22 protein-coding genes are annotated in these 21,541 nt (G+C 43.0%); 5 read left to right on the top strand and 17 right to left on the bottom strand.

Going from position 1 to position 21,541, the window contains the following annotated elements; genetic code table 11:
• The first annotated feature begins 74 nt into the window (after positions 1 to 74).
• Both CZ434_RS02565 and CZ434_RS02560 read left to right on the top strand, forming a co-directional pair.
• Positions 75 to 833 (top strand): TrmB family transcriptional regulator, encoded by a 759-nt coding sequence (locus CZ434_RS02565; RefSeq protein ID WP_077621648.1) that lies wholly within the window; start codon positions 75 to 77, stop codon positions 831 to 833.
• 164 nt (positions 834 to 997) lie between these two features.
• A complete protein-coding gene (locus CZ434_RS02560) occupies positions 998 to 1,906 on the top strand; it encodes a glycine betaine ABC transporter substrate-binding protein (protein ID WP_077621647.1) in 909 nt (302 codons plus the stop codon).
• A 91-nt stretch (positions 1,907 to 1,997) separates the two neighbouring features.
• Here the strand turns inward: CZ434_RS02560 and CZ434_RS02555 are convergent, their stop codons facing one another.
• Complete coding sequence (locus CZ434_RS02555) at positions 1,998 to 2,645, bottom strand: SIMPL domain-containing protein (protein ID WP_077621646.1); 648 nt, start codon at positions 2,643 to 2,645, stop codon at positions 1,998 to 2,000.
• 150 nt (positions 2,646 to 2,795) lie between these two features.
• Between CZ434_RS02555 and CZ434_RS02550 the strand changes: the two genes are divergently transcribed.
• A complete protein-coding gene (locus CZ434_RS02550; RefSeq protein WP_077625046.1) occupies positions 2,796 to 3,590 on the top strand; it encodes a TIGR00266 family protein in 795 nt (264 codons plus the stop codon).
• 258 nt (positions 3,591 to 3,848) lie between these two features.
• Here CZ434_RS02550 and CZ434_RS02545 read toward each other — a convergent pair whose 3' ends face one another.
• On the bottom strand, positions 3,849 to 4,475 hold the full coding sequence (locus CZ434_RS02545; protein WP_077621645.1) for a DJ-1/PfpI family protein: 627 nt from the start codon (positions 4,473 to 4,475) through the stop codon (positions 3,849 to 3,851).
• Positions 4,476 to 4,807: 332 nt separating this feature from the next.
• Positions 4,808 to 5,164: a SpoIIAA family protein gene (locus CZ434_RS02540; protein WP_077625045.1), complete on the bottom strand. Its 357-nt coding sequence runs from the start codon at positions 5,162 to 5,164 to the stop codon at positions 4,808 to 4,810.
• 169 nt (positions 5,165 to 5,333) lie between these two features.
• Here CZ434_RS02540 and CZ434_RS02535 point away from each other — a divergent pair, with 169 nt between their 5' ends.
• Positions 5,334 to 5,702, top strand: a complete 369-nt coding sequence (locus tag CZ434_RS02535) for a carboxymuconolactone decarboxylase family protein (protein WP_077625044.1) — start codon at positions 5,334 to 5,336, stop codon at positions 5,700 to 5,702.
• A gap of 138 nt (positions 5,703 to 5,840) precedes the next feature.
• On the opposite strand, the gene CZ434_RS02530 is transcribed toward CZ434_RS02535, so the two are convergent.
• From CZ434_RS02530 to CZ434_RS02510, 5 genes are all read right to left on the bottom strand, one after another.
• Positions 5,841 to 6,266, bottom strand: a complete 426-nt coding sequence (locus CZ434_RS02530) for an OsmC family protein (protein WP_077621644.1) — start codon at positions 6,264 to 6,266, stop codon at positions 5,841 to 5,843.
• A 96-nt stretch (positions 6,267 to 6,362) separates the two neighbouring features.
• Complete coding sequence (locus CZ434_RS02525) at positions 6,363 to 7,487, bottom strand: M20/M25/M40 family metallo-hydrolase (RefSeq protein WP_077621643.1); 1,125 nt, start codon at positions 7,485 to 7,487, stop codon at positions 6,363 to 6,365.
• Positions 7,488 to 7,598: 111 nt separating this feature from the next.
• Positions 7,599 to 9,149 (bottom strand): acyl-CoA carboxylase subunit beta, encoded by a 1,551-nt coding sequence (locus CZ434_RS02520; RefSeq protein ID WP_077621642.1) that lies wholly within the window; start codon positions 9,147 to 9,149, stop codon positions 7,599 to 7,601.
• Positions 9,146 to 9,970 (bottom strand): methylmalonyl-CoA epimerase, encoded by an 825-nt coding sequence (mce, locus tag CZ434_RS02515; protein WP_077621641.1) that lies wholly within the window; start codon positions 9,968 to 9,970, stop codon positions 9,146 to 9,148. Before mce ends, CZ434_RS02520 begins: the two co-directional genes overlap by 4 nt.
• Positions 9,971 to 9,991: 21 nt before the next feature.
• The gene (locus CZ434_RS02510) at positions 9,992 to 11,632 is read right to left on the bottom strand and encodes an acyl-CoA mutase large subunit family protein (protein WP_095742954.1); all 1,641 of its coding nucleotides are present in this window, start codon (positions 11,630 to 11,632) and stop codon (positions 9,992 to 9,994) included.
• A gap of 176 nt (positions 11,633 to 11,808) precedes the next feature.
• On the opposite strand from CZ434_RS02510, the gene prli42 reads away from it, so the two are divergent.
• Entirely contained in the window at positions 11,809 to 11,946 is a 138-nt protein-coding gene (gene prli42, locus CZ434_RS21915; RefSeq protein ID WP_179107155.1) for a stressosome-associated protein Prli42, read from the top strand.
• A gap of 169 nt (positions 11,947 to 12,115) precedes the next feature.
• On the opposite strand, the gene CZ434_RS02505 is transcribed toward prli42, so the two are convergent.
• From CZ434_RS02505 to CZ434_RS02465, 9 genes are all read right to left on the bottom strand, one after another.
• Entirely contained in the window at positions 12,116 to 13,066 is a 951-nt protein-coding gene (locus CZ434_RS02505) for an aromatic acid exporter family protein (RefSeq protein ID WP_077621639.1), read from the bottom strand.
• 76 nt (positions 13,067 to 13,142) lie between these two features.
• On the bottom strand, positions 13,143 to 13,574 hold the full coding sequence (locus tag CZ434_RS02500) for a BrxA/BrxB family bacilliredoxin (RefSeq protein ID WP_077621638.1): 432 nt from the start codon (positions 13,572 to 13,574) through the stop codon (positions 13,143 to 13,145).
• Between the two features lie 97 nt (positions 13,575 to 13,671).
• Positions 13,672 to 14,949, bottom strand: a complete 1,278-nt coding sequence (locus CZ434_RS02495; protein WP_077621637.1) for a dihydrolipoamide acetyltransferase family protein — start codon at positions 14,947 to 14,949, stop codon at positions 13,672 to 13,674.
• 19 nt (positions 14,950 to 14,968) lie between these two features.
• The gene (locus CZ434_RS02490) at positions 14,969 to 15,952 is read right to left on the bottom strand and encodes an alpha-ketoacid dehydrogenase subunit beta (protein WP_077621636.1); all 984 of its coding nucleotides are present in this window, start codon (positions 15,950 to 15,952) and stop codon (positions 14,969 to 14,971) included.
• Between the two features lie 12 nt (positions 15,953 to 15,964).
• Positions 15,965 to 16,957, bottom strand: a complete 993-nt coding sequence (locus tag CZ434_RS02485; RefSeq protein WP_077621635.1) for a thiamine pyrophosphate-dependent dehydrogenase E1 component subunit alpha — start codon at positions 16,955 to 16,957, stop codon at positions 15,965 to 15,967.
• Between the two features lie 18 nt (positions 16,958 to 16,975).
• Complete coding sequence (lpdA, locus tag CZ434_RS02480) at positions 16,976 to 18,400, bottom strand: dihydrolipoyl dehydrogenase (RefSeq protein WP_077621634.1); 1,425 nt, start codon at positions 18,398 to 18,400, stop codon at positions 16,976 to 16,978.
• 1 nt (position 18,401) lies between these two features.
• The gene (gene buk, locus CZ434_RS02475; RefSeq protein WP_077621633.1) at positions 18,402 to 19,496 is read right to left on the bottom strand and encodes a butyrate kinase; all 1,095 of its coding nucleotides are present in this window, start codon (positions 19,494 to 19,496) and stop codon (positions 18,402 to 18,404) included.
• A 30-nt stretch (positions 19,497 to 19,526) separates the two neighbouring features.
• Positions 19,527 to 20,621 (bottom strand): branched-chain amino acid dehydrogenase, encoded by a 1,095-nt coding sequence (gene bcd, locus CZ434_RS02470; RefSeq protein WP_077621632.1) that lies wholly within the window; start codon positions 20,619 to 20,621, stop codon positions 19,527 to 19,529.
• 13 nt (positions 20,622 to 20,634) lie between these two features.
• Positions 20,635 to 21,537 (bottom strand): bifunctional enoyl-CoA hydratase/phosphate acetyltransferase, encoded by a 903-nt coding sequence (locus CZ434_RS02465; RefSeq protein WP_077621631.1) that lies wholly within the window; start codon positions 21,535 to 21,537, stop codon positions 20,635 to 20,637.
• Between the last annotated feature and the right edge of the window lie 4 nt (positions 21,538 to 21,541).

Raw genomic sequence — 21,541 nt, 5'->3', positions numbered from 1 at the left:
TTTTTACTTTCTTGCAAGTATTGGAAAAAGATATGCTATGATAAAAAATAAATACAAGTACAAGGAGTCAAAACATGCTGCAACAATTTGGTTTCACAAAATATGAAAGCCAAGTGTATCAATCTCTCATAAATACAGACTCGCCTTTGGATGCGTCTACCATTGTCAAGAGCTCAGGTGTACCGCGTTCCAAGGTATACGAAGTGCTCCAGAGGTTGGTTGAAAAAGGGCTAGTGATGGAATCCACTGTTGAAAAAAAACGGTTATACAAAGCTCTTCCCATCGAATCGACAGTCCAAAAATTAAAAGCTGACTTTGATCATAACATCGATCAGCTGAGAAAAGTTCAAGCCAAACAAACACCTATGGATGACCGTGTTTGGTCTTTAAAAGATGATTCATCAATCCAGTCTGTCTTCAGAGCGTTGATTCGCACCGCAGAACATTCCATCCATATTTCCGGATGGGCGGATGATTTGTCCACTTGCCTGCCGTTGTTGGAAGAAAAACAGAAATCAGGACTTGAGATAAGTGTCCATTCAATCGGAGAATTAACAACCGTGCTTCCAAACGTTTCTATATTGATACCGGACCACGAACATGGAAAATTGGAACGAAGCAGGGTTCTGATTTCAGATAGACAAGAAATGCTTTTTGCTGCCATGGAAAATAACGAGTGGCAGGCAATCCAAACAAAATCGGGGCCATTGGTAAAATTTTTCACAGAGTTTTTCTATCATGACGTCGCCCTGACGGAAATCACGAGGAAATATAAAGATAAGATAATGGAAGACAGCGAAATAAAGGATGTATTGCTCAACCTTAGATATTAAATAGTGTTACAGCTGATATGAAATGAATGTGGATATCATCTTTTTTTTCCGTTATGAATGAAACGAATGTTTTTAGGTATCAGTCCCTTGCCTGCGGGAACAATATAGAACGAAATTCTGGTATTCTAAATTGTTTGTTTAAAAAAACATAAGGAGGATTATGCATGAACAACATGAAGAAATGGATCACTCCCCTGTTGCTGGGACTGATGCTTGTTTTATCCGCTTGCGGAGGAGATAATTCTGCGGATGAAAATAACGGCAATAACTCTGATGGTGATAATAATCAGGACAAAGGGACCATCAAAATCGGGATGAACAACTGGGCAGAAAACGTCGCTGTATCTAATTTGTGGAAACTCATATTGGAAGATAAAGGTTACGATGTAGAGTTGACCTCTGTTGAAAAGGCCTTTTTATATGAGGCATTATCGGCCGGGGATTTGGATATTGGAATGGAGATTTGGCTGCCAAATACCGATCAGGCATATTATGAGAAACATAAAGATGAAATCGACTGGCGTGAAACATGGTATGAAGGGACAGACCTGGCTCTCGTGACACCTTCGTATATGGAAGATATCAACAGTATTGAAGATTTGAATCAACATGCGGAAGAATTCGATTCCCAAATTGTCGGAATCGACGCCGGTGCAAGCATCATGTCCTTAACCGAAGAGGCAATTTCTGAATATGATTTAAACTTCGAACTGGCGAGTTCGTCTGAACCTACCATGCTGACTGAATTACAGAACAGTATGGAAAACAAAGAGCCGATAGTAGTCACTTTGTGGAAGCCTCACTGGGTTTTTGCTGAGATGGATTTAAAAATACTCGAAGACCCTAAAAATGTGTATGGTGATTCGGAAAATATTTCCTACGCTGCGAGGCTGGGATTAAAAGAAGACCAACCTGAAGTTGTTGAATGGTTTGATAATTTCATGTTAAACGATCAGCAACTTGGTAGTTTAATGGCTGAAATTAATGAAACAGGATCTGAAGAGGAAGGTGCCCGAAACTGGCTGGATGAACATCAAGACCTTGTCGAAGAGTGGACGGGCCAATCAGAATAATATCAAGACCTGGTTCCTTATTCTTGGAAGCAGGTCTTTTTCACATTGAGCTGTTTCTCCAGAAATCGCACTGATAATCTGTAACATTCCACTAATAATAAATGAACTCCACTACCACACGGGCTGTTAACTCCAGCTGTCCTGGTCTTATGGAAGTGTTATATACCCCCGTTGTCATATACTCGCCAAGCATGGAGCCTCCATCAGGCACTTCGTTTATTTTCACAGGGATGGGATTCAATTGCAAGTTCATTGACTGGGCTAATGCCCGGGCTTTCGTTGAAGCGTTGTCCATTGCTTCATTTAATAGTTGCCGATAATAAGCCATTGGCTCACTTACACCGAACTGAATCCCCGAGATCTGATTGGCTCCATGCTGAACTGCTATATCGACAGCACTGCCTACCTGTTCAATATCAACAACTTTTACGGATAGCATATGTGTCACTTCGTATCCCCGGAATACTTGTATATTATCGACAAAATCATAAACAGGATGAATATGGTAGGCGGCAGTTTGTATATTTGCTTCTTCGATTCCCAGGTTCAGCAGAGATTGAATGACTTGGCCGGTCTGTTCTGAATTTTCCAGCCGTACTTGCGTCAATTCATCACCCACTGTCAGAACCCCAAGCTGCAGGGTCGCTATATCGACTTGAAGCAGAGTTTGAGCGCTTCCTTCCATCCTCATTTTTCCTGGTGGGTCTTTTTCCTGGGCACGCATCGGCGGATAATACATGGATAACCCCCTTAACTTAGAATGTCTTCTTTTATTTCATGCGCTAGTCCGAAATTTTATGACTGGAATGAATGCAGTAAAAGGAAATTTATGAATCTTCTCTTGCCGGAAACCGTACATATCATTAAGAAGACAGAAAGGGTGACCACGGTGAATAATCACGAAATCGATTTCAAATTACATGGAGATGATATGCAGTTTGTCGAAGTAGAATTGGATCCACAGGAAACAGTAATAGCTGAAGCAGGAAGTTTGATGATGATGGAAGACGACATCAGGATGGAAACTATTTTCGGTGATGGATCCGCGGACAAGGGCGGAATTGTCGGAAAACTATTTGGTGCTGGCAAACGAGTGATCACAGGTGAAAGTCTGTTCATGACCACCTTTACGAATGAAGGAACTACAAAAAGGCATGTATCTTTCGCTTCTCCCTACCCTGGTAAAATAATCCCGATGGATTTAAGCGAGATAAACGGAAAATTGATTTGTCAAAAAGATGCATTCCTTGCCGCTGCTAAAGGTGTTGAAATCGGAGTGGAATTCCAGCGAAAAATAGGTACAGGTTTTTTTGGCGGAGAGGGCTTTATTATGCAGAAGCTGGAAGGAGATGGGATGGCTTTTGTACATGCTGGTGGAACTATCCATGAAAAAAAACTGCTCCATGGAGAAAAGCTGCGAGTGGACACCGGCTGTCTCGTAGCGATGACCGGAGATGTCGATTATCAGATAGAATATGTAGGCGGTATAAAAACAGCCCTGTTCGGTGGTGAAGGCCTGTTTTTTGCCACCCTGAGCGGACCCGGCACAGTTTGGATCCAATCCTTGCCATTCAGCAGGCTCGCTAGCCGGGTATTCGCCGCCATGCCTGAAAAAGGCGGTTCCAAAGGGGAAGGGAGCATTGCCGGAGGATTATTCGACTTGTTGGGAGGAGACAGAAAATAAATATATCTCTTTTCCCTCGATGACAATACTTGTTGTACATTAAGAAATGGTTGTCAATTGACGTGTCAAAAGCTATGTCAATTCAAGTGTAAACTCTATTGTCATTTAGGGGGGCAATTTTATATTAAAGCGGATAATGGTACTTGAAGGAGATTACTTTTATAAGATATGAAGGTAAGCTTGGCGCCATCAAAAAAGAGCTTGGAATCCAAGCTCTTTTATTTTTCTTCTTCAACTAAAGCACCCTTTAGTGAAAATTTAAATTGTAAATTCTAATGTTTTAGCAGTTCTTTCAGCAATAGTTTCTCCCAAAACCCGCTTAACAACATACAGTGCCATATTTATTCCTGAAGAAACTCCCCCAGAGGTTATGATGTTGCCATCTTGTACTACTTTTCTATCGGATAAAACTTGAATCTCAGGATATTTTTCCTGTATCAGTTTCAATGCTAAATGATGGGTAGTAGCTTTCTTTCCATCTAACAAGCCAGTTCCCCCTAATATGTATGCTCCAGTGCAAACAGAACTTATATATTCAATATTTTTATGCTTCTTAATCCAGTCTAATATCTTTTGGTTTTTAGCTATATTTTGAACCGCTCTTAAAGGACCACCTGGAATTATTAAAATATCTAATGTAGGATGCCTATCATTAATACTAAAATCAGGCTCTATTTTTGTTCCTGAATGAGTTTTTATCCCCTTGCCTGTTTCCGAAAGGGTAAATACTTCAAATGGTCTCGTTGGTAATAGTTGCTTTTTATAAAGGGTTAATGTTTGTTCGGCTTTATTATTTGCAGTTAATGATAAAACTTCAGCTGGACCAGCAAAATCTAAAACATCAACATAATCAAACAGTAAAATTCCGACCTTTCGTTTTTTCACATTTTGTATCTCCTCTATTTAAAAACAATTATTTATCTTTTCTTACGCTATCCTGCCCATTTAGTTTAAGAACTTTCCTTCACAAACTCTATAATTAATTTAACATAAATATTCTAAATCCGGTAATTTTTAACAGCATCTCTAAAAACAACATATTCCAACAATGCAACAAAGCCTTACCACTAATATGGCAAGACTTTGACCAATAACTGGTTTTAATCATTATTTTTATATGTCATTTCGCTTGTCAATTCAATTGTATTTTACCCTCTTTTTTAGAAATGCATCTTAAAATGGAACCCTTTAATATTCCATCTGCCCCTCTTTTTTGTTTAATTCTTAATCCATTGCCACGCCTCATCCAGTTGATCTTTCTTAAAATGTTCAGCTGTCACACCAGGAAGATAGCTGCCGATACCGGCAGAAGTTTCCAACCAATCTTTATTACTTACTACAGCAAATTTACGAAACTGGTTCCAACGCTTTGTGTCGAATTTCATACCCTCTGTCATCCCTTTCAACGTGGTTCCTTCTATGTCATGCATGACAGCGAGTATATTGAATTTTTCTTTATCGCCAAACTTCTGATTCACTTGCAGATCCAATTTTTCAGCGTCCTCTTTTGTTGCTTTTCCCTCAAACTCTACTGCGATTGTATGGTCATCCTGACTTGGAAGAAAGCTTAACATAAAATCCTCCCTTTCTTCATTTATCATCAAAGTTCCCTTTTATAACGGAAGTAAACTTACTGCATAGAACTGTTACACGCTTTCCATTTAATACCGCGAATCAACACGCGCGTGTTTCGTCATGCTATAAATGCGTCTGAAATCAAGAATTGGAGTGAAAACATTGGATATGCCATTTGAGGAAGTAAGCAATTTCTTTGATGATTCGATTTTGGATTATAAAGAAGGCAGCAGCAGGTTCCAGAAAGCCTTACCGAAAATGACACAAGGTTACTTCGATTTTACCGAAGCTTGTTTCCAAGCTGGTTCGGTTGGCGAAAAGGAAAAACAATTGATAGCTCTCGGTATCAGTATCTATTCCCAAGACGAGTATTGTATTATGTATCATACAAAAGGTGCTGTTGAACATGGGGCTACTGAAGAAGAAATAATGGAAACAGTGGCGGTCAGTGCTGCACTTGGCGGCGGGGCTGCCTTTTCACAGGGCGTAACCCTTGTCATGGATACATTCGATTATTATGAAAATCGTGCTCACTAGAAACCGAGCTACGAGGGGTGTCTCATCCCTTGTAGTTCGGTTTAGTTTACATAATAATATTATATAACACAACGAGATATTCTTCCCCAAATTCGTTAAAAAGCTGTCAACCATGTGGCTGACAGCTTTTTTAACAAATTATATTTCCTTTTCAGCCTTAACCCCATTGATAGAAAAACTTACGCGGATGTCAGAACTTAAAGAATGAGAAACAGAACAGTAAGTATCTTTCGATAACTTTATAGCTCTAGCCACTTTTTCTTCCGGTAAGTCGCCTGTCAATGAATAATGAATACTTATTTTCGTGAATCTCCTCGGATGTTCATCCGCACGTTCTCCCTGTACTTCCATTTCAAAACTCTCTGGTTCCAGTCTCATCTTCTTGAGAATTGAAATGATGTCTATTCCCGTACATCCAGCTACAGCATTGAGAAGCAGTTCAGTCGGCCTTGCGCCGCTGTTTGTCCCTCCGACTTCTTCGGAAGCATCCATGTGGATTTCATGGCCGGACGGGGTGATACTGGAAAAAGCCATCTTTTCATCCCATTTAATTGTAGTCTTCAAGCAAACTCTCCTTTCACTAACATGTATTTTATGTATACAGGCTAAACTTATGCTTCCATGGTAGGGAGAGGTGCTCTCACCTCTCCTCCGGCACTCTTATTTTGATGCCTCTTTTACAATGGCTGTAATCAACTCAGCTGCTTTTACTAGCTCACCGACAGGCATCCGTTCATTCGTTGTGTGGATTTCTTCATAACCTACGGCAAGGTTGACAGTAGGTATTCCATGACCTGCAATCACATTGGCATCGCTGCCGCCGCCGCTTTTCAACAATTCGCTTTCTCTGCCGATTGATTTAGCAGCATTCCTGGCAACCTCCACGACATGATCACCTGCTTGTTGTTTGTACCCCGGATACATCACTTGAATATCCAACTCGACGCTCCCGCCAAGGCTTGCGGCTGTTTCTTCAAATGCTTTCTTCATTTTGTTCACTTGTTCTTCCATCTTCTCTGGAACAAGGGAACGTGCTTCAGCTAATATTTCCACATGATCGCAGACTATATTTGTTTGCGAACCACCTTCAAATCGGCCAATATTGGCTGTTGTCTCTTCATCAATTCTTCCAAGCGGCATTTTGGCTATTGCTTTGGCAGCCAGTGTGATCGCAGAGACACCTTTTTCGGGTGCTACTCCGGCATGGGCCGTCTTTCCTTTGACGATAGCCTTTATTTTGGACTGAGTCGGAGCAGCAACAATTATGTTCCCTACCGCCCCATCACTGTCGATAGCATAGCCATAGTCGGCTTGAAGCAGAGAAGTGTCGATTTCCTTTGCTCCGACAAGTCCGGATTCTTCTCCCGCTGTAATGACAAATTGAATGTCTCCATGCTTGATATCATTTTCTTTCAATACACGGATCGCTTCGAGCATTGCAGCAAGACCCGCTTTATCATCAGCTCCTAGAATGGTTGTACCATCAGACACAATATAGCCGTCCTTGATAGAAGGTTTAATATTCTGACCCGGAACAACTGTATCCATATGGGAAGTGAAGTAAATGGTATCCTTCCCTGAAACTGAACCTTTCAGATTACAAATCAAATTCCCGGAACCATGACCTGTTTTTGCTTTACTGTCATCTTCTATGACTTCCAAACCCAAATCACCGAACTTCTTCTTCAAAACTTCCGCGATTTGTTGTTCGTTTTTTGTTTCAGAGTCTACCTTCACTAATTCGATAAACTCGTTCACTAACCTTTCTTCATTTACTTGTGCCATTTAGATTGCCTCCTTGATTCCTTTCCTCTCTTAGTACGTTAGCCAATCGAGTAAAGTCTGTCAATTTTTTCATCTGATATTATTGGTGGAGAAATCGTTATAAAGCAAAATTTATAAAGGAATGTTGCCATGCTTTCTTGCGGGCCGTGTTTCCTGCTTGTTTTTCAACATTTTCAGCCCTCTGATAATTGCCATCCTCGTTTCCCTTGGATCAATGACATCATCGATCATGCCAAGTCCAGCTGCGATATAGGGATTGGCAAACCTTTCTTTGTATTCGGCTATTTTCTGTTTTTTTGTCGCATCCGGATTATCGCTTTCCTGTATCTCTTTAGCGAAAATAATGTTCGCAGCGCCTTCGGGACCCATTACAGCTATTTCGGCATTCGGCCAGGCGTACACCAAATCGGCACCGATCGATTTACTATTAAGCGCCACATACGCACCCCCATACGCTTTTCTCGTTATCACTGTAATTTTCGGTACTGTTGCTTCAGAATATGCATACAGGATTTTTGCTCCATGCCTGATTATTCCTCCGTGTTCCTGCTTTATTCCAGGAAAAAAACCGGTGACATCTTCAAAAGTAATCAACGGGAAACCAAAACAATCACAGAAGCGGATAAACCGGGCTGCTTTGTCACTACTATTGATATCCAGGCTGCCCGCCAACGATTTCGGCTGGTTGCAAACAAGTCCGACCGGTTGACCGTTAACTCTTGCAAATCCGATCACGATGTTTTTCGCAAATCCAGGCTGTATTTCGAAAAAAGAGCCGCAGTCGACCACCTGATCGATTACCTTTCGTATATCGTATGGTCTGACCGAATCAAAGGGCACGATGTCTGCCAGTTCCGGCCGAAAATCCTCCTTTTCTTCCATCGGGGTCAGTGGCGGTCTTTCCCTATAATTGGCCGGAAAGTAAGAAATCAGTTTCCTGACCAGAAGCAAAGCCTCTTCTTCAGATTTTGCTTTCAAGTGAGCATTTCCACTAATATGATTATGTATCTCTGCCCCTCCAAGATCCTCATGACTTATTTTTTCCCCTGTTACTGTTTCGATCACCTTTGGACCCGTAATGAACATTTGGGAGGTTTTCTCGACCATGATAACAAAATCAGTTATAGCCGGGGAGTAAACGGCCCCTCCGGCACACGGGCCCATAATAACAGAAATTTGGGGGATAACTCCCGAATAAATGGAATTCCGGTAAAAAACATGCCCATAACCATCAAGCGAAGACACCCCCTCTTGAATTCTTGCCCCGCCTGAGTCATTCAACCCGATAAAGGGGGCGCCGTTTTTTGCTGCAAGATCCATGACAGCAGCTATTTTTTTTCCATGCATCTCGCCAAGTGCTCCACCATAGACAGTAAAATCCTGGGAAAACAAATAAACCGGCCTGCCATCGATTTCTCCGTATCCTGTAACGACACCTTCTCCATCCGCCCCATTATCACCCATTCCAAAATCTGTGGATCTGTTTTCGATAAAGGGGTTTAATTCTACGAAGCTTTTTTCATCCAACAGGCAATCTATTCTTTCTCTGGCGGTCATTTTTCCTTTTTCATGCTGTTTGGCAATTCGGTTGTCGCCACCGCCCAGTTCCACTTTTCTCCGCTTGTCATAAAGTTCATTGATTTTATCAAACATATCCATCATTGATCACCTTCTTTAGGATGTTCGCTCAATTCTATCAACACACCGTTTGCCGCCTTAGGATGCAAGAAGGCAATCTGGCTGTTTCCGGCTCCACTTACCGGTTTATCGCTTATCATGCGGATACCCTGTCGTTTGTATTGAACAACTCGTTCATTTATATCCGCCACTTCCAAGGCGATATGATGTATGCCTTCCCCTTTCTTTTCCAAAAAACGATGGACAGGCGATGTTTCATCAAGTGCTTCCAGTAACTCCAAGCGAGATTCGCCAATAGTCAAAAATGCCACTTTCACTTTTTCATCCGGTACTTCTTCCACTTTTTCCAGTTTCAAACCAAGCACATCTAGATAAAAGGGCAGTGATTGCTCAATACTGTTAACCGCAATACCGATGTGCGAAATTTTTTCGGGTGATTCCATTTTTTTCTGTGTGCCTCTTACAAGTTCTTTTATATAATCTGCGAGCAGCTGAGTCGATGCGCCGCTAGTGAATATCTTTCTTATCCCTTTCTCCTCTAAAAACGGGATATCCTCAGGCGGAATCACGCCGCCACCTATTACCGGTATATCCCCGGCTCCGCTCTCCCTCAAAGCTTCGATTACTTTGGGAAAAAGAGAGCGATGGGCTCCTGACAAGGAGGATAATCCAACGACGTCCACATCCTCCTGAATGGCAGCAAGTGCTATTTGCAGTGGTGATTGTCGTAACCCTGTGTATATGACTTCCATCCCTTGGTCCCTCAATGCCTGCGCAATGACTAAAGCACCCCTGTCATGCCCATCCAGACCGGCTTTCGCTATCAATACTCGAACAGGTCGCATTTGAATCTCCCCTTTTAGATGTTATATTCCTGTGTACTCCCCGAATTCTTTTCTCAAAACGGAACAGATTTCACCGACAGTCGCATATGCCTTCACTGCTCGTAATATGTGCGGCATCAGGTTCTCCTTTTCGCTTCTTGCCGCTTTTTTTAAAGCAGCCAGACTCTCATCGACGGCCTTCTGGTTTCTTTGTTTTCTGATTGCATTCAATTGTTCTATTTGCTGTTCCTCGAGCGTTTCATCAACTTTCAGAAGTTCTGGATAAACTTCATCTTCTTCGACAAATTCATTGAGCCCCACGATTATATCTTCTTTTCTTTCCAATTTCTTTTGGGTCTCGTAGGCGGATTGATGTATTTCTTTCTGCATGTATCCTTCTTCCACCGCCTGTACAGCACCACCCAATTTATCGATTATTTCCATATATTCAAGTGCCTGGGCTTCTATTTCATCGGTAAGACTTTCGACATAATAAGAACCGCCCAACGGATCCACAGTATCTGCGACTCCGCTTTCATTCGCGATGATTTGCTGGGTCCTCAAAGCTACTCTGGCTGATTGTTCGGTCGGAAGCGAAAGAGCTTCATCTTTCGAGTTTGTATGAAGACTCTGGGTTCCTCCGAGGACGGAAGAAAGCGCTTGCAAAGCTACGCGGACGATATTGTTATCCGGCTGCTGAGCCGTCAGGGTTGATCCGCCTGTTTGGGTATGAAACCGCAACTTCCAACTTTTCGGATTTTGCGCATGGAATCTTTCTTTCATTATTTTGGCCCACAGCCTTCGGGCCGCACGGAACTTTGCAGCCTCTTCGAAAAAATGATTGTGTGCATTGAAGAAGAAAGCCAGACGAGGGGCAAACTGATCCACTTCGAGGCCGGCATCAAGAGCCGCTTCCACATAGGCAATACCATTAGCCAAAGTAAAGGCTACTTCCTGAACTGCCGTTGAACCCGCTTCCCTGATATGATAGCCCGAGATACTTATAGTATTGAATTTCAACCCGCTTTCTGAACAGTAAGCGAATATATCCGTAATCAAACGCATAGATGGTTTTGGAGGAAATATATATGTACCCCTGGCAATATATTCTTTCAAGATATCGTTTTGTATCGTTCCGGTTAATTTATCGACAGATACCCCTTGTTGTTCGCCGACAGCAATATACATACACAACAGTATCGAAGCAGGAGCATTAATTGTCATCGATGTACTCACTTTGTCCAATGGAATAGAATCAAATAAACGTTCCATATCTTTTAAACTGTCAATGGCTACTCCTACCTTGCCGACTTCTCCTTCAGCCATGACATCATCCGAATCATAGCCGATTTGGGTAGGCAAGTCGAAAGCAACGGATAATCCAGACTGGCCTTGTTCCAAAAGATAACGAAACCGCTTATTGGTTTGTTCAGCCGAACCGAAGCCTGCATATTGGCGCATGGTCCATTGTTTACTCCGGTACATGGTTGGCTGGATTCCCCTGGTATATGGGAACTGCCCCGGAAATCCTAGCTTATCGAGATAATCATTCGTCAGTTCATCCGGCATATAAAGTCTTGCTATCGGGATTTTAGAACTAGTTTCAAATGCGGTTTGTCTTTCAGGCATTTGTTTGTTGGACTCCTCGACAAGTTGTTTCCATTTATCTTTTGAAATTTTCATGTCCCGGTCTCCCATACGACATTACCTCCTTTGTTATATCACAACTGTCATCAAACATTTTCTGATAATTCTATTATATAGGAAATAATCCAACATGTAATTACCAGAAACGCTTGTCCAATCAATTAAATCCATGTAAAATACAGTTAGGACTTGGTGTGAAGGAGGAATTGGCGATGGCTGCGAAAAACGCACCGCAAAATCAAACGAGAAAACCATCGAAACGGGAAAAACGAATCAAAATGGTTATATATATTATGATTGCAGCAATGATCCTGTCTACGTTAACTGCGGGATTGGCGATGTTTGTTTAAACTGCATAAATGTTAAAGGCTGTCCTTTTCCGGTATTTTCCGATATGGAAAATTTCCAGGAAAGGTACAGCCTTTTTCTTTTGGATAATGCAGTATTTACCGGGAACTTCTCTGACATTCATTTGAATTTTTCTCGAGTAAAACTGCTTGGTCAGGCATCAAGACATCTTTAAATATCACTTGGTTTGAAAGTCCTTTTTAACACTAAATACTGCTCGATTTCATGTAAAAGACGGAAGAGATTCGCTCTTGTTTCAAATTCTTCCCTCGTCTTTGGCAAATCATCCTCATCAAACGTTCCCCGCAACTCTTTCAACGTTTGCAGATGAAGTTTAGCCGTATTACCTGGATTTACTGCTTCTGACAGCTCATCAAAAAAGTCAGCCATTCGATAATTTTGTTCATACAACCGATTCATTTGACTGATTAACGGGAGCATCCTTCTCAATAACTCGAATTGTTTCTTTCTCATTACGAAATAGTCAAAAAAAGTGTGCTTGTCCCGAAGCAGATGATTTTCGATATCCCTGGAGACCAGACGTTCGGCTTCTTTAAGATAGTCTTCCGTTTCTTGCAATTCCTTGCCCGTCCAGGTTTCTCTGCCTTCCCGCAAATATATGGCGATTTCTTTCAAGATTGTTTTGAAATTATCCTCGACCCTCTCCTGCAGGTCGACTAGATCGGTTTCAAGACTCGGCATATAAAGATTTAATATCAATGCCATGCCGATACCGACGAAAATTAAAATCAATTCATTGATGATCAAGGAAACCGAAATATTGCTGGAACTGTATAAATGCAGAATAATCACCGAACTTGTCACGATCCCGGGTGTCAATTTCAATTTGACCGTGGCAGGTATGAACAGTATCAATAAGATTCCGATACTAAGAGGATGGAACCCAAGTGTTTCAAAAATTCCAAAGGAAAAAATCATTGCCAGCAAACAGGCCCCAAATCGATGCCAGGAACTTAAGAAAGACCTTTTCCGGGTTGGCTGGATGCAAAGAATGGTGATAATTCCTGCCGAGACAAAATTATCAAGCTGCAGCAGCTGTGCAAGCCATATCGCTACAGGTGTGCCGATTGCTGTTTTGATTGTACGATAACCGATTTTCACTAGCTTAACTCCTTAAAATCCTGGATAAAAAAACCTTGTCACGGCTGGTGGCAAGGTTTCGAAACTTAATCCAATTTTATACTTCTTCGCAATGTTCGTCAAAAATCCCTTGAAGCTTATTTACAACATCGACTGGACTGAACCCTTCGATATCGTGACGTTCAACCATTGTAACGATTTCCCCGTCCTTTAAGAAGGCGAAAGAAGGAGATGATGGTGGATAACCTTCAAAATACTGTCTTGCCCTCTCAGTAGCCTCTCGATCCTGACCTGCAAAAACGGTGACTAAATGATCCGGACGCTTGTCGAAATGGATGGCATTCGCAGCGGCTGGACGTGCTACACCTCCGGCACATCCACAAGTAGAGTTAATCATCACCAATGTGGTCCCTTTACGGTTCAAAGCCTGATCCACTTCTTCCGGTGTTTCCAACTCCTCATAACCGGCTTCTGTGATATCTTTGCGTGCTGCATTGACGACATCATTCATAAATAAGTTAAAGTCCATATACAGTCATCTCCTTAAATCTAAGTACTAAGACAATATTATCAAGTTTTTCCTGTACTTTCAATTGAGCCGTCTCCGGTCTTTCCCAATTTTTCACTCAATATAATGAAGTAGTTTCCCTTGAGACATTTTCCAGTAATTCTTTAATCCTTGCCATGAATTTACCACAAATTAAACCATCAAGTACCCTGTGATCGAGTGAAAGGCAAAGATTGACCATATCTCTAGCGGCAAACATGTTGTCGATTATAACCGGCCGTTTCACTATCGATTCCACTTGAAGAATTGCCGCCTGGGGGTGGTTGATGACACCCATGGACTGTACAGACCCGAATGAACCTGTATTGTTTACGGTGAAGGTGCCTCCTTCCATATCCTTTGAAGACAAACTTCCCTCTCTTGCCTTGGATGCAAGCGTATGAATATCTTTTGCAATGCCCTTTATGCTCTTCTCATCCGCCCCCTTAATAACAGGAACATATAGCTCTTCCTCATTGGCAACGGCAATGGAAATATTCACATCTTTATACTGGATAATTTTCTCTCCAGCCCAAGAGCTGTTCATCTCCGGAAACTCTTTTATCGCTTGGGCAACTGCTTTGACAAAAAAGGCAAAAAAGGTGAGACTGAAGCCCTCTTGCTTCTTGAATTTGTCCTTCACAGCATTCCGGTATTCGACCATCGATGTTACATCGACTTCTACCATCATCCAGGCATGCGGAATTTCCGTGGTGGATTTAACCATATTGTTGGCAATGGCTTTCCTGATACCGCTGACTGGTATTTCAGAGACTCTGTCTGTGCCTGACATTGCATCGACTTTATGTATATCGCTTGGTTGCGGGGTATTGGTGTTACTTGCATCCCGCGCGTCTTGTTGCTTGCTGGATGTAGGTGAGACTGGTAACTTTCCGTTATCAATCAGTCCATAAATGTCCTTTCTGGTTATACGGCCGCCCTTACCGGTTCCTTCTACCTGCTCAAGGTCAATATCATGCTCTTGGGCCAACTTCAAAACTGCGGGCGAATATCTTTTTTTCATCGAAGTTACGGTTTCATGTTTAGATTTTCTGGTGATTTTTTCAGTAGCTTCAGTACCGCCAGCCTGTTCACCGGCAGTGTTTTCTTCACTACCTTTCACCTCTATATAGCACATCAATTCTCCGACACTCACCGTGGTGCCTTCCTCTGCAACTATTTCAGTCAGTTTCCCGGAAAAAGAAGAAGGAACTTCTGCATTCACTTTATCGGTCATCACTTCAGCAATGGGGTCATATTTATTTACATATTCACCGGGTTTTACCAACCATTGACTGACTGTCCCTTCTGTGACACTTTCACCGAGTTGCGGCATATTGATTCGCTCGATCGGCATAATATTTCCTCCTTCGGGATTAAAATTCTGCTAATTCGCGCATTGCTTTTTCCACTTTATCCGGATTTATCATAAACGCTTTTTCGAGAGTTGGTGCATAGGACATTGCTGGTACATCCGGACCGGCCAGCCGTCGGATAGGTGCATCCAGCTCAAACAAGCATTCCTCGGCTATGATTGCGGCAACTTCACCGATAATGCTGCCCTCTTTATTGTCCTCTGTTATAAGCAGGACCTTTCCAGTCTTCACCGCTGCCTCTATAATCGCTTCTTTATCTAGGGGGTAAATTGTCCTTAAATCCAGGATATGGGCGTTTATACCTTCCTGCTCCAATTTTTCGGCCGCCTGCAAGGCAAAATGGACGCATAATCCATATGTAATGACCGTCAAATCGGTTCCCTCACGTTTGATGTCGGCTTTTCCGATTGGGAGTGTATAATCTTCTTCCGGCACATCGCCTTTGATAAGCCTGTAAGCACGTTTATGTTCAAAAAAGAGAACTGGATCCTCGTCGCGTATTGCCGCTTTTAGCAAGCCTTTCACGTCATAGGGAGTCGAAGGCATGACAATTTTCAAACCCGGTTGATTGGCAAAAACCGATTCAACCGACTGGGAATGGTAGAGGGCACCGTGGACACCGCCTCCATATGGCGCTCGGATAGTGATCGGACAGTGCCAGTCATTGTTCGAACGATACCTGATCTTAGCCGCTTCGGAAATTATCTGGTTAACTGCAGGCATGATAAAATCAGCAAACTGCATTTCAGCAACCGGGCGCATGCCGTACATGGCTGCTCCGATTCCTACACCTGCTATCGCTGATTCGGCCAATGGCGTATCCAGTACCCTTGCTTCTCCGAATTGCTCATAAAGCCCGTCGGTCGCCCTGAACACACCTCCCCGTTTTCCTACATCTTCACCGAGCACAAATACTTTTTCATCCCTCTCCATTTCTTCCCGCAATGCCTGGGTTACTGCTTGGATATACGAAATTACTGCCATCAAAAGCCCTCCTTACTCTTCATATACATGATCGAATAGTGTTTCCGGATCTGCGTATGCTGCATTTTCCGCATAATCGGTCGCTTCATTGACGATTGAAATGATTTCCTCTTCTATTTCGCTTTCTTTTTCGTCCGTCAATATCCCCAGGTCACGCAGATATGTAGAAAAAGTCCGTATGGAATCCTTCTGTTTCGCTTCCTCGACTTCTTGCCGATCCCGATAGGCTCGATCATCGTCATCACTGGAATGAGCTGTTAAACGGTATGAAACAGCTTCGATAAGAGAAGGACCTTCTCCCTTACGTCCTCTTTCAGCTGCCTTTTTTACTGCTTCATAAACCGCAAGCGGATCATTACCATCAACTGTTACTCCGGGCATCCCATAACCTTGTGCACGGTCGGAAACCTTTTCGCAGGCCAATTGCTTGCTTGCCGGAACCGAGATGGCATACTTATTGTTTTCCACTAGAAAAATGACAGGCAAATTATGCACGCCTGCAAAGTTGGCTCCTTCATGAAAATCCCCTTGATTGGATGAACCTTCTCCGAAAGTGACTAAACTGACAAAATTATTGTTTTCCATTTTTCCTGCCAATGCAATACCTACTGCATGCGGCACCTGCGTGGTAACCGGGGAAGAACCTGTGACAATCCTGTTCCTCTTCTGACCGAAATGTCCGGGCATTTGCCTTCCACCAGAATTTGGATCTTCCGCTTTGGCAAAACCAGATAACATCAGTTCCTTTGCGGTCATCCCAAATGACAGGACTACTCCTACATCACGGTAATACGGCAAGACGTAATCCTTGTTTCTATCTAATGCAAAGGCCGCTCCAACTTGGGCCGCTTCCTGGCCTTGACAGGAGATCACAAATGGAATTTTACCCGAACGATTTAATAGCCACATTCTTTCATCTATTTTTCTAGCCAACAACATGGTCCGGTACATGTCCAATGCTTGTCCGTCGGTCAACCCAAGTGCTTCATGCTTTTTTTCCGACATACTTTACCTCCTAACATATTATCCATGTATTTGCATACCGTCCACAGCAAGTGCTGCTTCACCGATTACTTCCGACAAAGTAGGATGGGGATGTATGGTTCCGCCGATTTCCCATGGCGTCGCATCCAGTACCTTTGCCAGGCCTGCTTCCGAAATCATATCCGTTACATGTGGGCCGATCATATGGATACCCAGGATATCGTTTGTCTTCTTGTCTGAAATAATTTTGACGAATCCGTCAGATTCCCCGTAAACCAACGCCTTGCCATTAGCCTTGAACGACATTTTGCCTGTTTTGTATTCCAGCCCCTTTTCCAAAGCCTGTTCTTCAGTAAGGCCGACACTTGCTGCTTCTGGGTGGGAATATATACAGGAAGATATGTATGTATAATCAATTTGGTCTGGATGATTACCTGTAATATGTTCCACAGCGACGATTCCTTCATGTGAAGCGACATGTGCCAGTTGTAATCCGCCGATTACATCTCCAATCGCATATATGTGTGATTCTTTAGTTTGATAAAAGCCGTTTACATCAATGGCCCCTTGGGGTCCTATTTCAATATCTGTGTTTTCAAGGCCGATATTGGAAATGTTCGCTTCTCGTCCAATCGATACAAGCATCCGATCTGCTTCGAAAGTCTGCTTTTCTCCCGAAATGTCGGCTTGCACTTTTATTCCATCTTCTCTATGCAACGTCTCAGGCAGCAGCCTGGCTCCAGTTGCTATTTTTATTCCTTTTTTTCCGAGTAAGCGCATCATCTCATTTGCGATTTCCTTGTCTTCTGAAGGCAGGATTCTGTCGATGTATTCGATGACTGTGACTTTCACACCGAAATCCGCTAACATGGAAGCCCATTCGATTCCGATAACCCCGCCCCCAACAATCAGAATAGATTCAGGAAGCGTCTCCATGCACAAAGCATCTTCAGAAGTCATGACCGTCTTGCCGTCAACCTCAATCCCTGGCAATGATTTCGGACGGGAACCCGTGGCGATAATCACATTTTTAGGGATCAACATTTCATTTTCCTCACCATTGCTCATTTCAACTGAGATTGTGCCTGCTGTGGGAGAGAAAATGGATGGACCTAGAATTCGGCCAAACCCCTGAAAAACATCTATTTTTCCTTTCTTCATCAAGCTCTGGACACCTTTATGCAATGTTTGCACAATATCCGTTTTACGATGTTGAACTTTGCCGAAATTCACCTCAGGAACAGCCGTTTCTATACCATAAGAACCGGCATTCTTGGTTTGCCGGAATATTTCGGCACTGCGCAGCATCGCTTTGGAGGGGATGCAGCCTTTATGAAGACAGGTCCCCCCCAATTTTTCCGATTCGACGATCGCGGTACGAAGCCCCAACTGGGAAGCTCTTATCGCAGCAACATATCCGCCTGTCCCTCCGCCCAGTATCACTAAATCATAATCACGAGCCAATTCAAATCACTCCTCCCTGATCAGGGTATTGTTTTGCTTTTTCCTCCCCTAGTAAAACCCTTAGAGTTCCTTCTGCCAAAGCCTGTATTTCATTTTCTCCTGGATAAACAAGTATATCTGCTATCCAGCTGACTCTTTCTGAAATCAAATCGACAAAACGTTTGCCATATGCCAACCCGCCTGTCAAAACGATCGCATCTACACTTCCTGACAATGCAATCGCAGCCGAACCGATTTCTTTGGCTATCTGATATGCCATTGCCTCATACACCAGTTTGGCCCGTTTGTCGCCATTTTCAATCATTCTTTCTACTTCTAGTGCATCATTTGTGTTCAGGTAACCGACCAAGCCACCTTCACCAATCAATTTTTTCATGATCTCTCCCCGATAATATTGACCGGAGAAACACATAGCTACCAAATCCCCTGCCGGGACAGTACCTGCTCTTTCCGGGCTGAAAGGTCCGTCTCCATGGAGGCCATTGTTGACATCGACTACCCTGCCCTTTTTATGCGCTCCAACAGTGATGCCCCCACCCATGTGAACGACAACCAAATCCACCTCTTCATATTTATCATGCAATTCTGCCGCAGCTCTTCTTGCAACAGCTTTCTGGTTTAGTGCATGAAAAATACTTTTTCTTGGTATGTCCGGAAAACCGGATATTCGCGAAATGTCATCCAACTCATCAACCACAACCGGATCGACGATATAGGAAGGAATATTCAGGCCTTCGGCAATTGCATATGCAAGTATCCCGCCGAGATTGGATGCGTGCTCACCGTTGTAACCCATTCGCAAATCCTGGAGCATTTCATCATTGACAAGATAGGTTCCACCTTCTATGGGGCGGAGCAAGCCCCCTCTTCCACATACAGCGTCGAACTTGGAAATGTTAAGCCCTTGTTCATGCAATTGCTCTAATATGACCTTTTTGCGAAATTCGAATTGGTCGATGATCCGATTGAAGTTCGATAGCTCTTCATAAGAATGCTTGATTGTTTTCTCAAAGAGACACTGGTGTTTATCGAAGACACCAATTTTTGTTGATGTCGAACCAGGATTTATTACTAAAATGCGTCCCGTTCGCTGCACTCCTCCACCTCCGTTGATAGATCACAATGCTTATCGTCTGTTGAGAATGCTCCGGCCATCAGTCAAGAACTGACTTCGGGATTGTTTGAGCGCCTGTATCCGTTCTTCTGCCATTCGGTCTGCCGCCGCATAGGCAGGTATATTGTCGCGCCTGGAAATTTCGAAGACCCTTTCTAGATTCGTATATATTGTCTCTACCTTTTTCATAGCCCTTTCCCTGTTATAGCCAACAAGCTCATCTGCAACGTTGATGACCCCACCGGCATTTATTACATAGTCCGGTGCATATATTACTCCCTTTTCATGCAGAATATCCCCATGCCTTGTGTCTTTCAATTGATTGTTGGCAGCTCCGGCAATAACTTTTGCTTTTATTTTCGGGATGGTGTCGTCGTTGATAGTAGCTCCAAGAGCGCATGGTGCGTAAATATCTGCGTCGACTTCATAAATGTCATCAGGGTCCACAGCTGTAGCCTGAAACGCTTCGACCGCTCTTTCGACCGATTCCTTATGGATATCGGTGACAATCAACCGGGCACCCTCTTGATGAAGATACTCACACAATTTAAAAGCCACATTTCCGACTCCTTGGACTGCCACAGTCTTCCCCTCGAGAGAATCTTCGCCAAATGCTTCTTTTGCTGCAGCTTTCATCCCTTTATATACTCCATAGGCTGTTACAGGAGAAGGATTCCCTGATGAGCCGAATTCCGGGGATATTCCTGTAACATAATTGGTTTCTTCATGAATCAAATCCATATCATATACAGTTGTACCTACATCTTCAGCTGTAATATAACGACCATTCAAACCTTGTATATAACGACCGAAAGCGCGGAACATTGCTTCATTTTTGTCTTTTTTAGGATCGCCTATGATGACTGTTTTTCCGCCTCCCAGATTGAGTCCTGCCGCAGCGTTTTTGTAAGTCATGCCTTTGGCTAGTCTAAGAGCATCTGTTATGGCGTCTTCTTCCGAATCATACGTCCACATCCTTGTCCCACCGAGCGCAGGTCCTAATGTCGTGTCGTGGATTGCGATAATGGCTTTGAGACCGGATTGTTTATCTTGACAAAAAACTAATTGTTCGTAATCATAACTTTCCATATAAGTGAATATTTCCATGTTGAGTTCCTCCTCAGATTGTTGTTCGAATTGCCAATGCAAGTGAGTATAATCTATTTTCTGCGGAATCTGATCTTGACACCAATACAATCGGTGCTTGTGCTCCTGATATAATCCCTGCAACTTTTGCTTTAGCAAAATAAACAAATGATTTATATAATGAATTGCCTGCTTCCAATGTAGGTGCTAATAGAATATCTGCATCTCCGGCTACATGTGAAGCTACTTTTTTCTGTGCTGCAGCTTCTTTCGAGACGGCTACATCGAACGCCATTGGACCGTCGACAAGACAATTCCCGAGCTGCCCCCTGTTTTGCATTTGTGTTAGACAAGCTGCATCAATGGTTGCTGGCATAGTCGGGTTTACTGACTCAATAGCAGCAAGCACGGCTATTTTCGGTTTTTTTATTCCAACAGAATTAGCGACTTTTACAGCATTTTCAAGGATGACCGTTTTTTCCTCCAGCCCTGGTGTGATATTGATGGCTGAGTCGGTAAGAAATAAGAGTTTTTCGTAACCGGGCAATTCAAAAAGTGCAGTATGCGAAAGAAATTTACCGGATCTGATTCCATTCTGTTTGTTAAGCACCGCCTTAAGAAAATCAGCCGTTTGGATACTTCCTTTCATTAAGATTCCGGCATGTCCCAATCTGACATCCTTTACGGCTTGTTCCGCTGCATCCTGAGCAGAAGGAGCGTGAATAACATCCAACCGGCTGTCATTCAAGTCCAACCCTGCTTCTTCGGCGATTTCCTTGATTTCTACTAAGTTGCCATAAAGTCGATAGGTCCCCAAATTGAGTTGAAGCGCTCTTTTGACAGTTGAAAGAACTATGCTATCTGCCGCCTGAACAACAGCTGTGCTAAATCTAGTGTTATTACCGAAATGATGCAACAAATCATCCAATTTTTCCATTGCG

The organism is Sediminibacillus massiliensis, assembly GCF_900156915.1.
Classification (GTDB): Bacteria; Bacillota; Bacilli; order Bacillales; family Amphibacillaceae; genus Sediminibacillus_A; species Sediminibacillus_A massiliensis.
The sequence above is the reverse complement of the archived record's forward strand: the minus strand, read 5'-3'. Positions and strand labels throughout refer to the sequence as shown.

Bases quoted from the DNA above. Each gene is read 5' to 3' on its own strand.
- CZ434_RS02540 (WP_077625045.1), bottom strand. From the start codon at position 5,164: ATGTTAAGCTTTCTTCCAAGTCAGGATGACCATACAATCGCAGTAGAG.
- CZ434_RS02490 (WP_077621636.1), bottom strand. From the start codon at position 15,952: ATGGCAGTAATTTCGTATATCCAAGCAGTAACCCAGGCATTGCGGGAA.
- CZ434_RS02555 (WP_077621646.1), bottom strand. From the start codon at position 2,645: ATGTATTATCCGCCGATGCGTGCCCAGGAAAAAGACCCACCAGGAAAA.
- CZ434_RS02520 (WP_077621642.1), bottom strand. From the start codon at position 9,149: ATGATGGATATGTTTGATAAAATCAATGAACTTTATGACAAGCGGAGA.
- mce (WP_077621641.1), bottom strand. From the start codon at position 9,970: ATGCGACCTGTTCGAGTATTGATAGCGAAAGCCGGTCTGGATGGGCAT.
- prli42 (WP_179107155.1), top strand. From the start codon at position 11,809: ATGGCTGCGAAAAACGCACCGCAAAATCAAACGAGAAAACCATCGAAA.
- CZ434_RS02500 (WP_077621638.1), bottom strand. From the start codon at position 13,574: ATGGACTTTAACTTATTTATGAATGATGTCGTCAATGCAGCACGCAAA.
- CZ434_RS02465 (WP_077621631.1), bottom strand. From the start codon at position 21,537: ATGGAAAAATTGGATGATTTGTTGCATCATTTCGGTAATAACACTAGA.
- CZ434_RS02535 (WP_077625044.1), top strand. From the start codon at position 5,334: ATGCCATTTGAGGAAGTAAGCAATTTCTTTGATGATTCGATTTTGGAT.
- CZ434_RS02495 (WP_077621637.1), bottom strand. From the start codon at position 14,949: ATGCCGATCGAGCGAATCAATATGCCGCAACTCGGTGAAAGTGTCACA.
- CZ434_RS02560 (WP_077621647.1), top strand. From the start codon at position 998: ATGAACAACATGAAGAAATGGATCACTCCCCTGTTGCTGGGACTGATG.
- CZ434_RS02485 (WP_077621635.1), bottom strand. From the start codon at position 16,957: ATGTCGGAAAAAAAGCATGAAGCACTTGGGTTGACCGACGGACAAGCA.
- CZ434_RS02510 (WP_095742954.1), bottom strand. From the start codon at position 11,632: ATGAAAATTTCAAAAGATAAATGGAAACAACTTGTCGAGGAGTCCAAC.
- CZ434_RS02565 (WP_077621648.1), top strand. From the start codon at position 75: ATGCTGCAACAATTTGGTTTCACAAAATATGAAAGCCAAGTGTATCAA.
- bcd (WP_077621632.1), bottom strand. From the start codon at position 20,621: ATGGAAATATTCACTTATATGGAAAGTTATGATTACGAACAATTAGTT.
- CZ434_RS02525 (WP_077621643.1), bottom strand. From the start codon at position 7,487: ATGGCACAAGTAAATGAAGAAAGGTTAGTGAACGAGTTTATCGAATTA.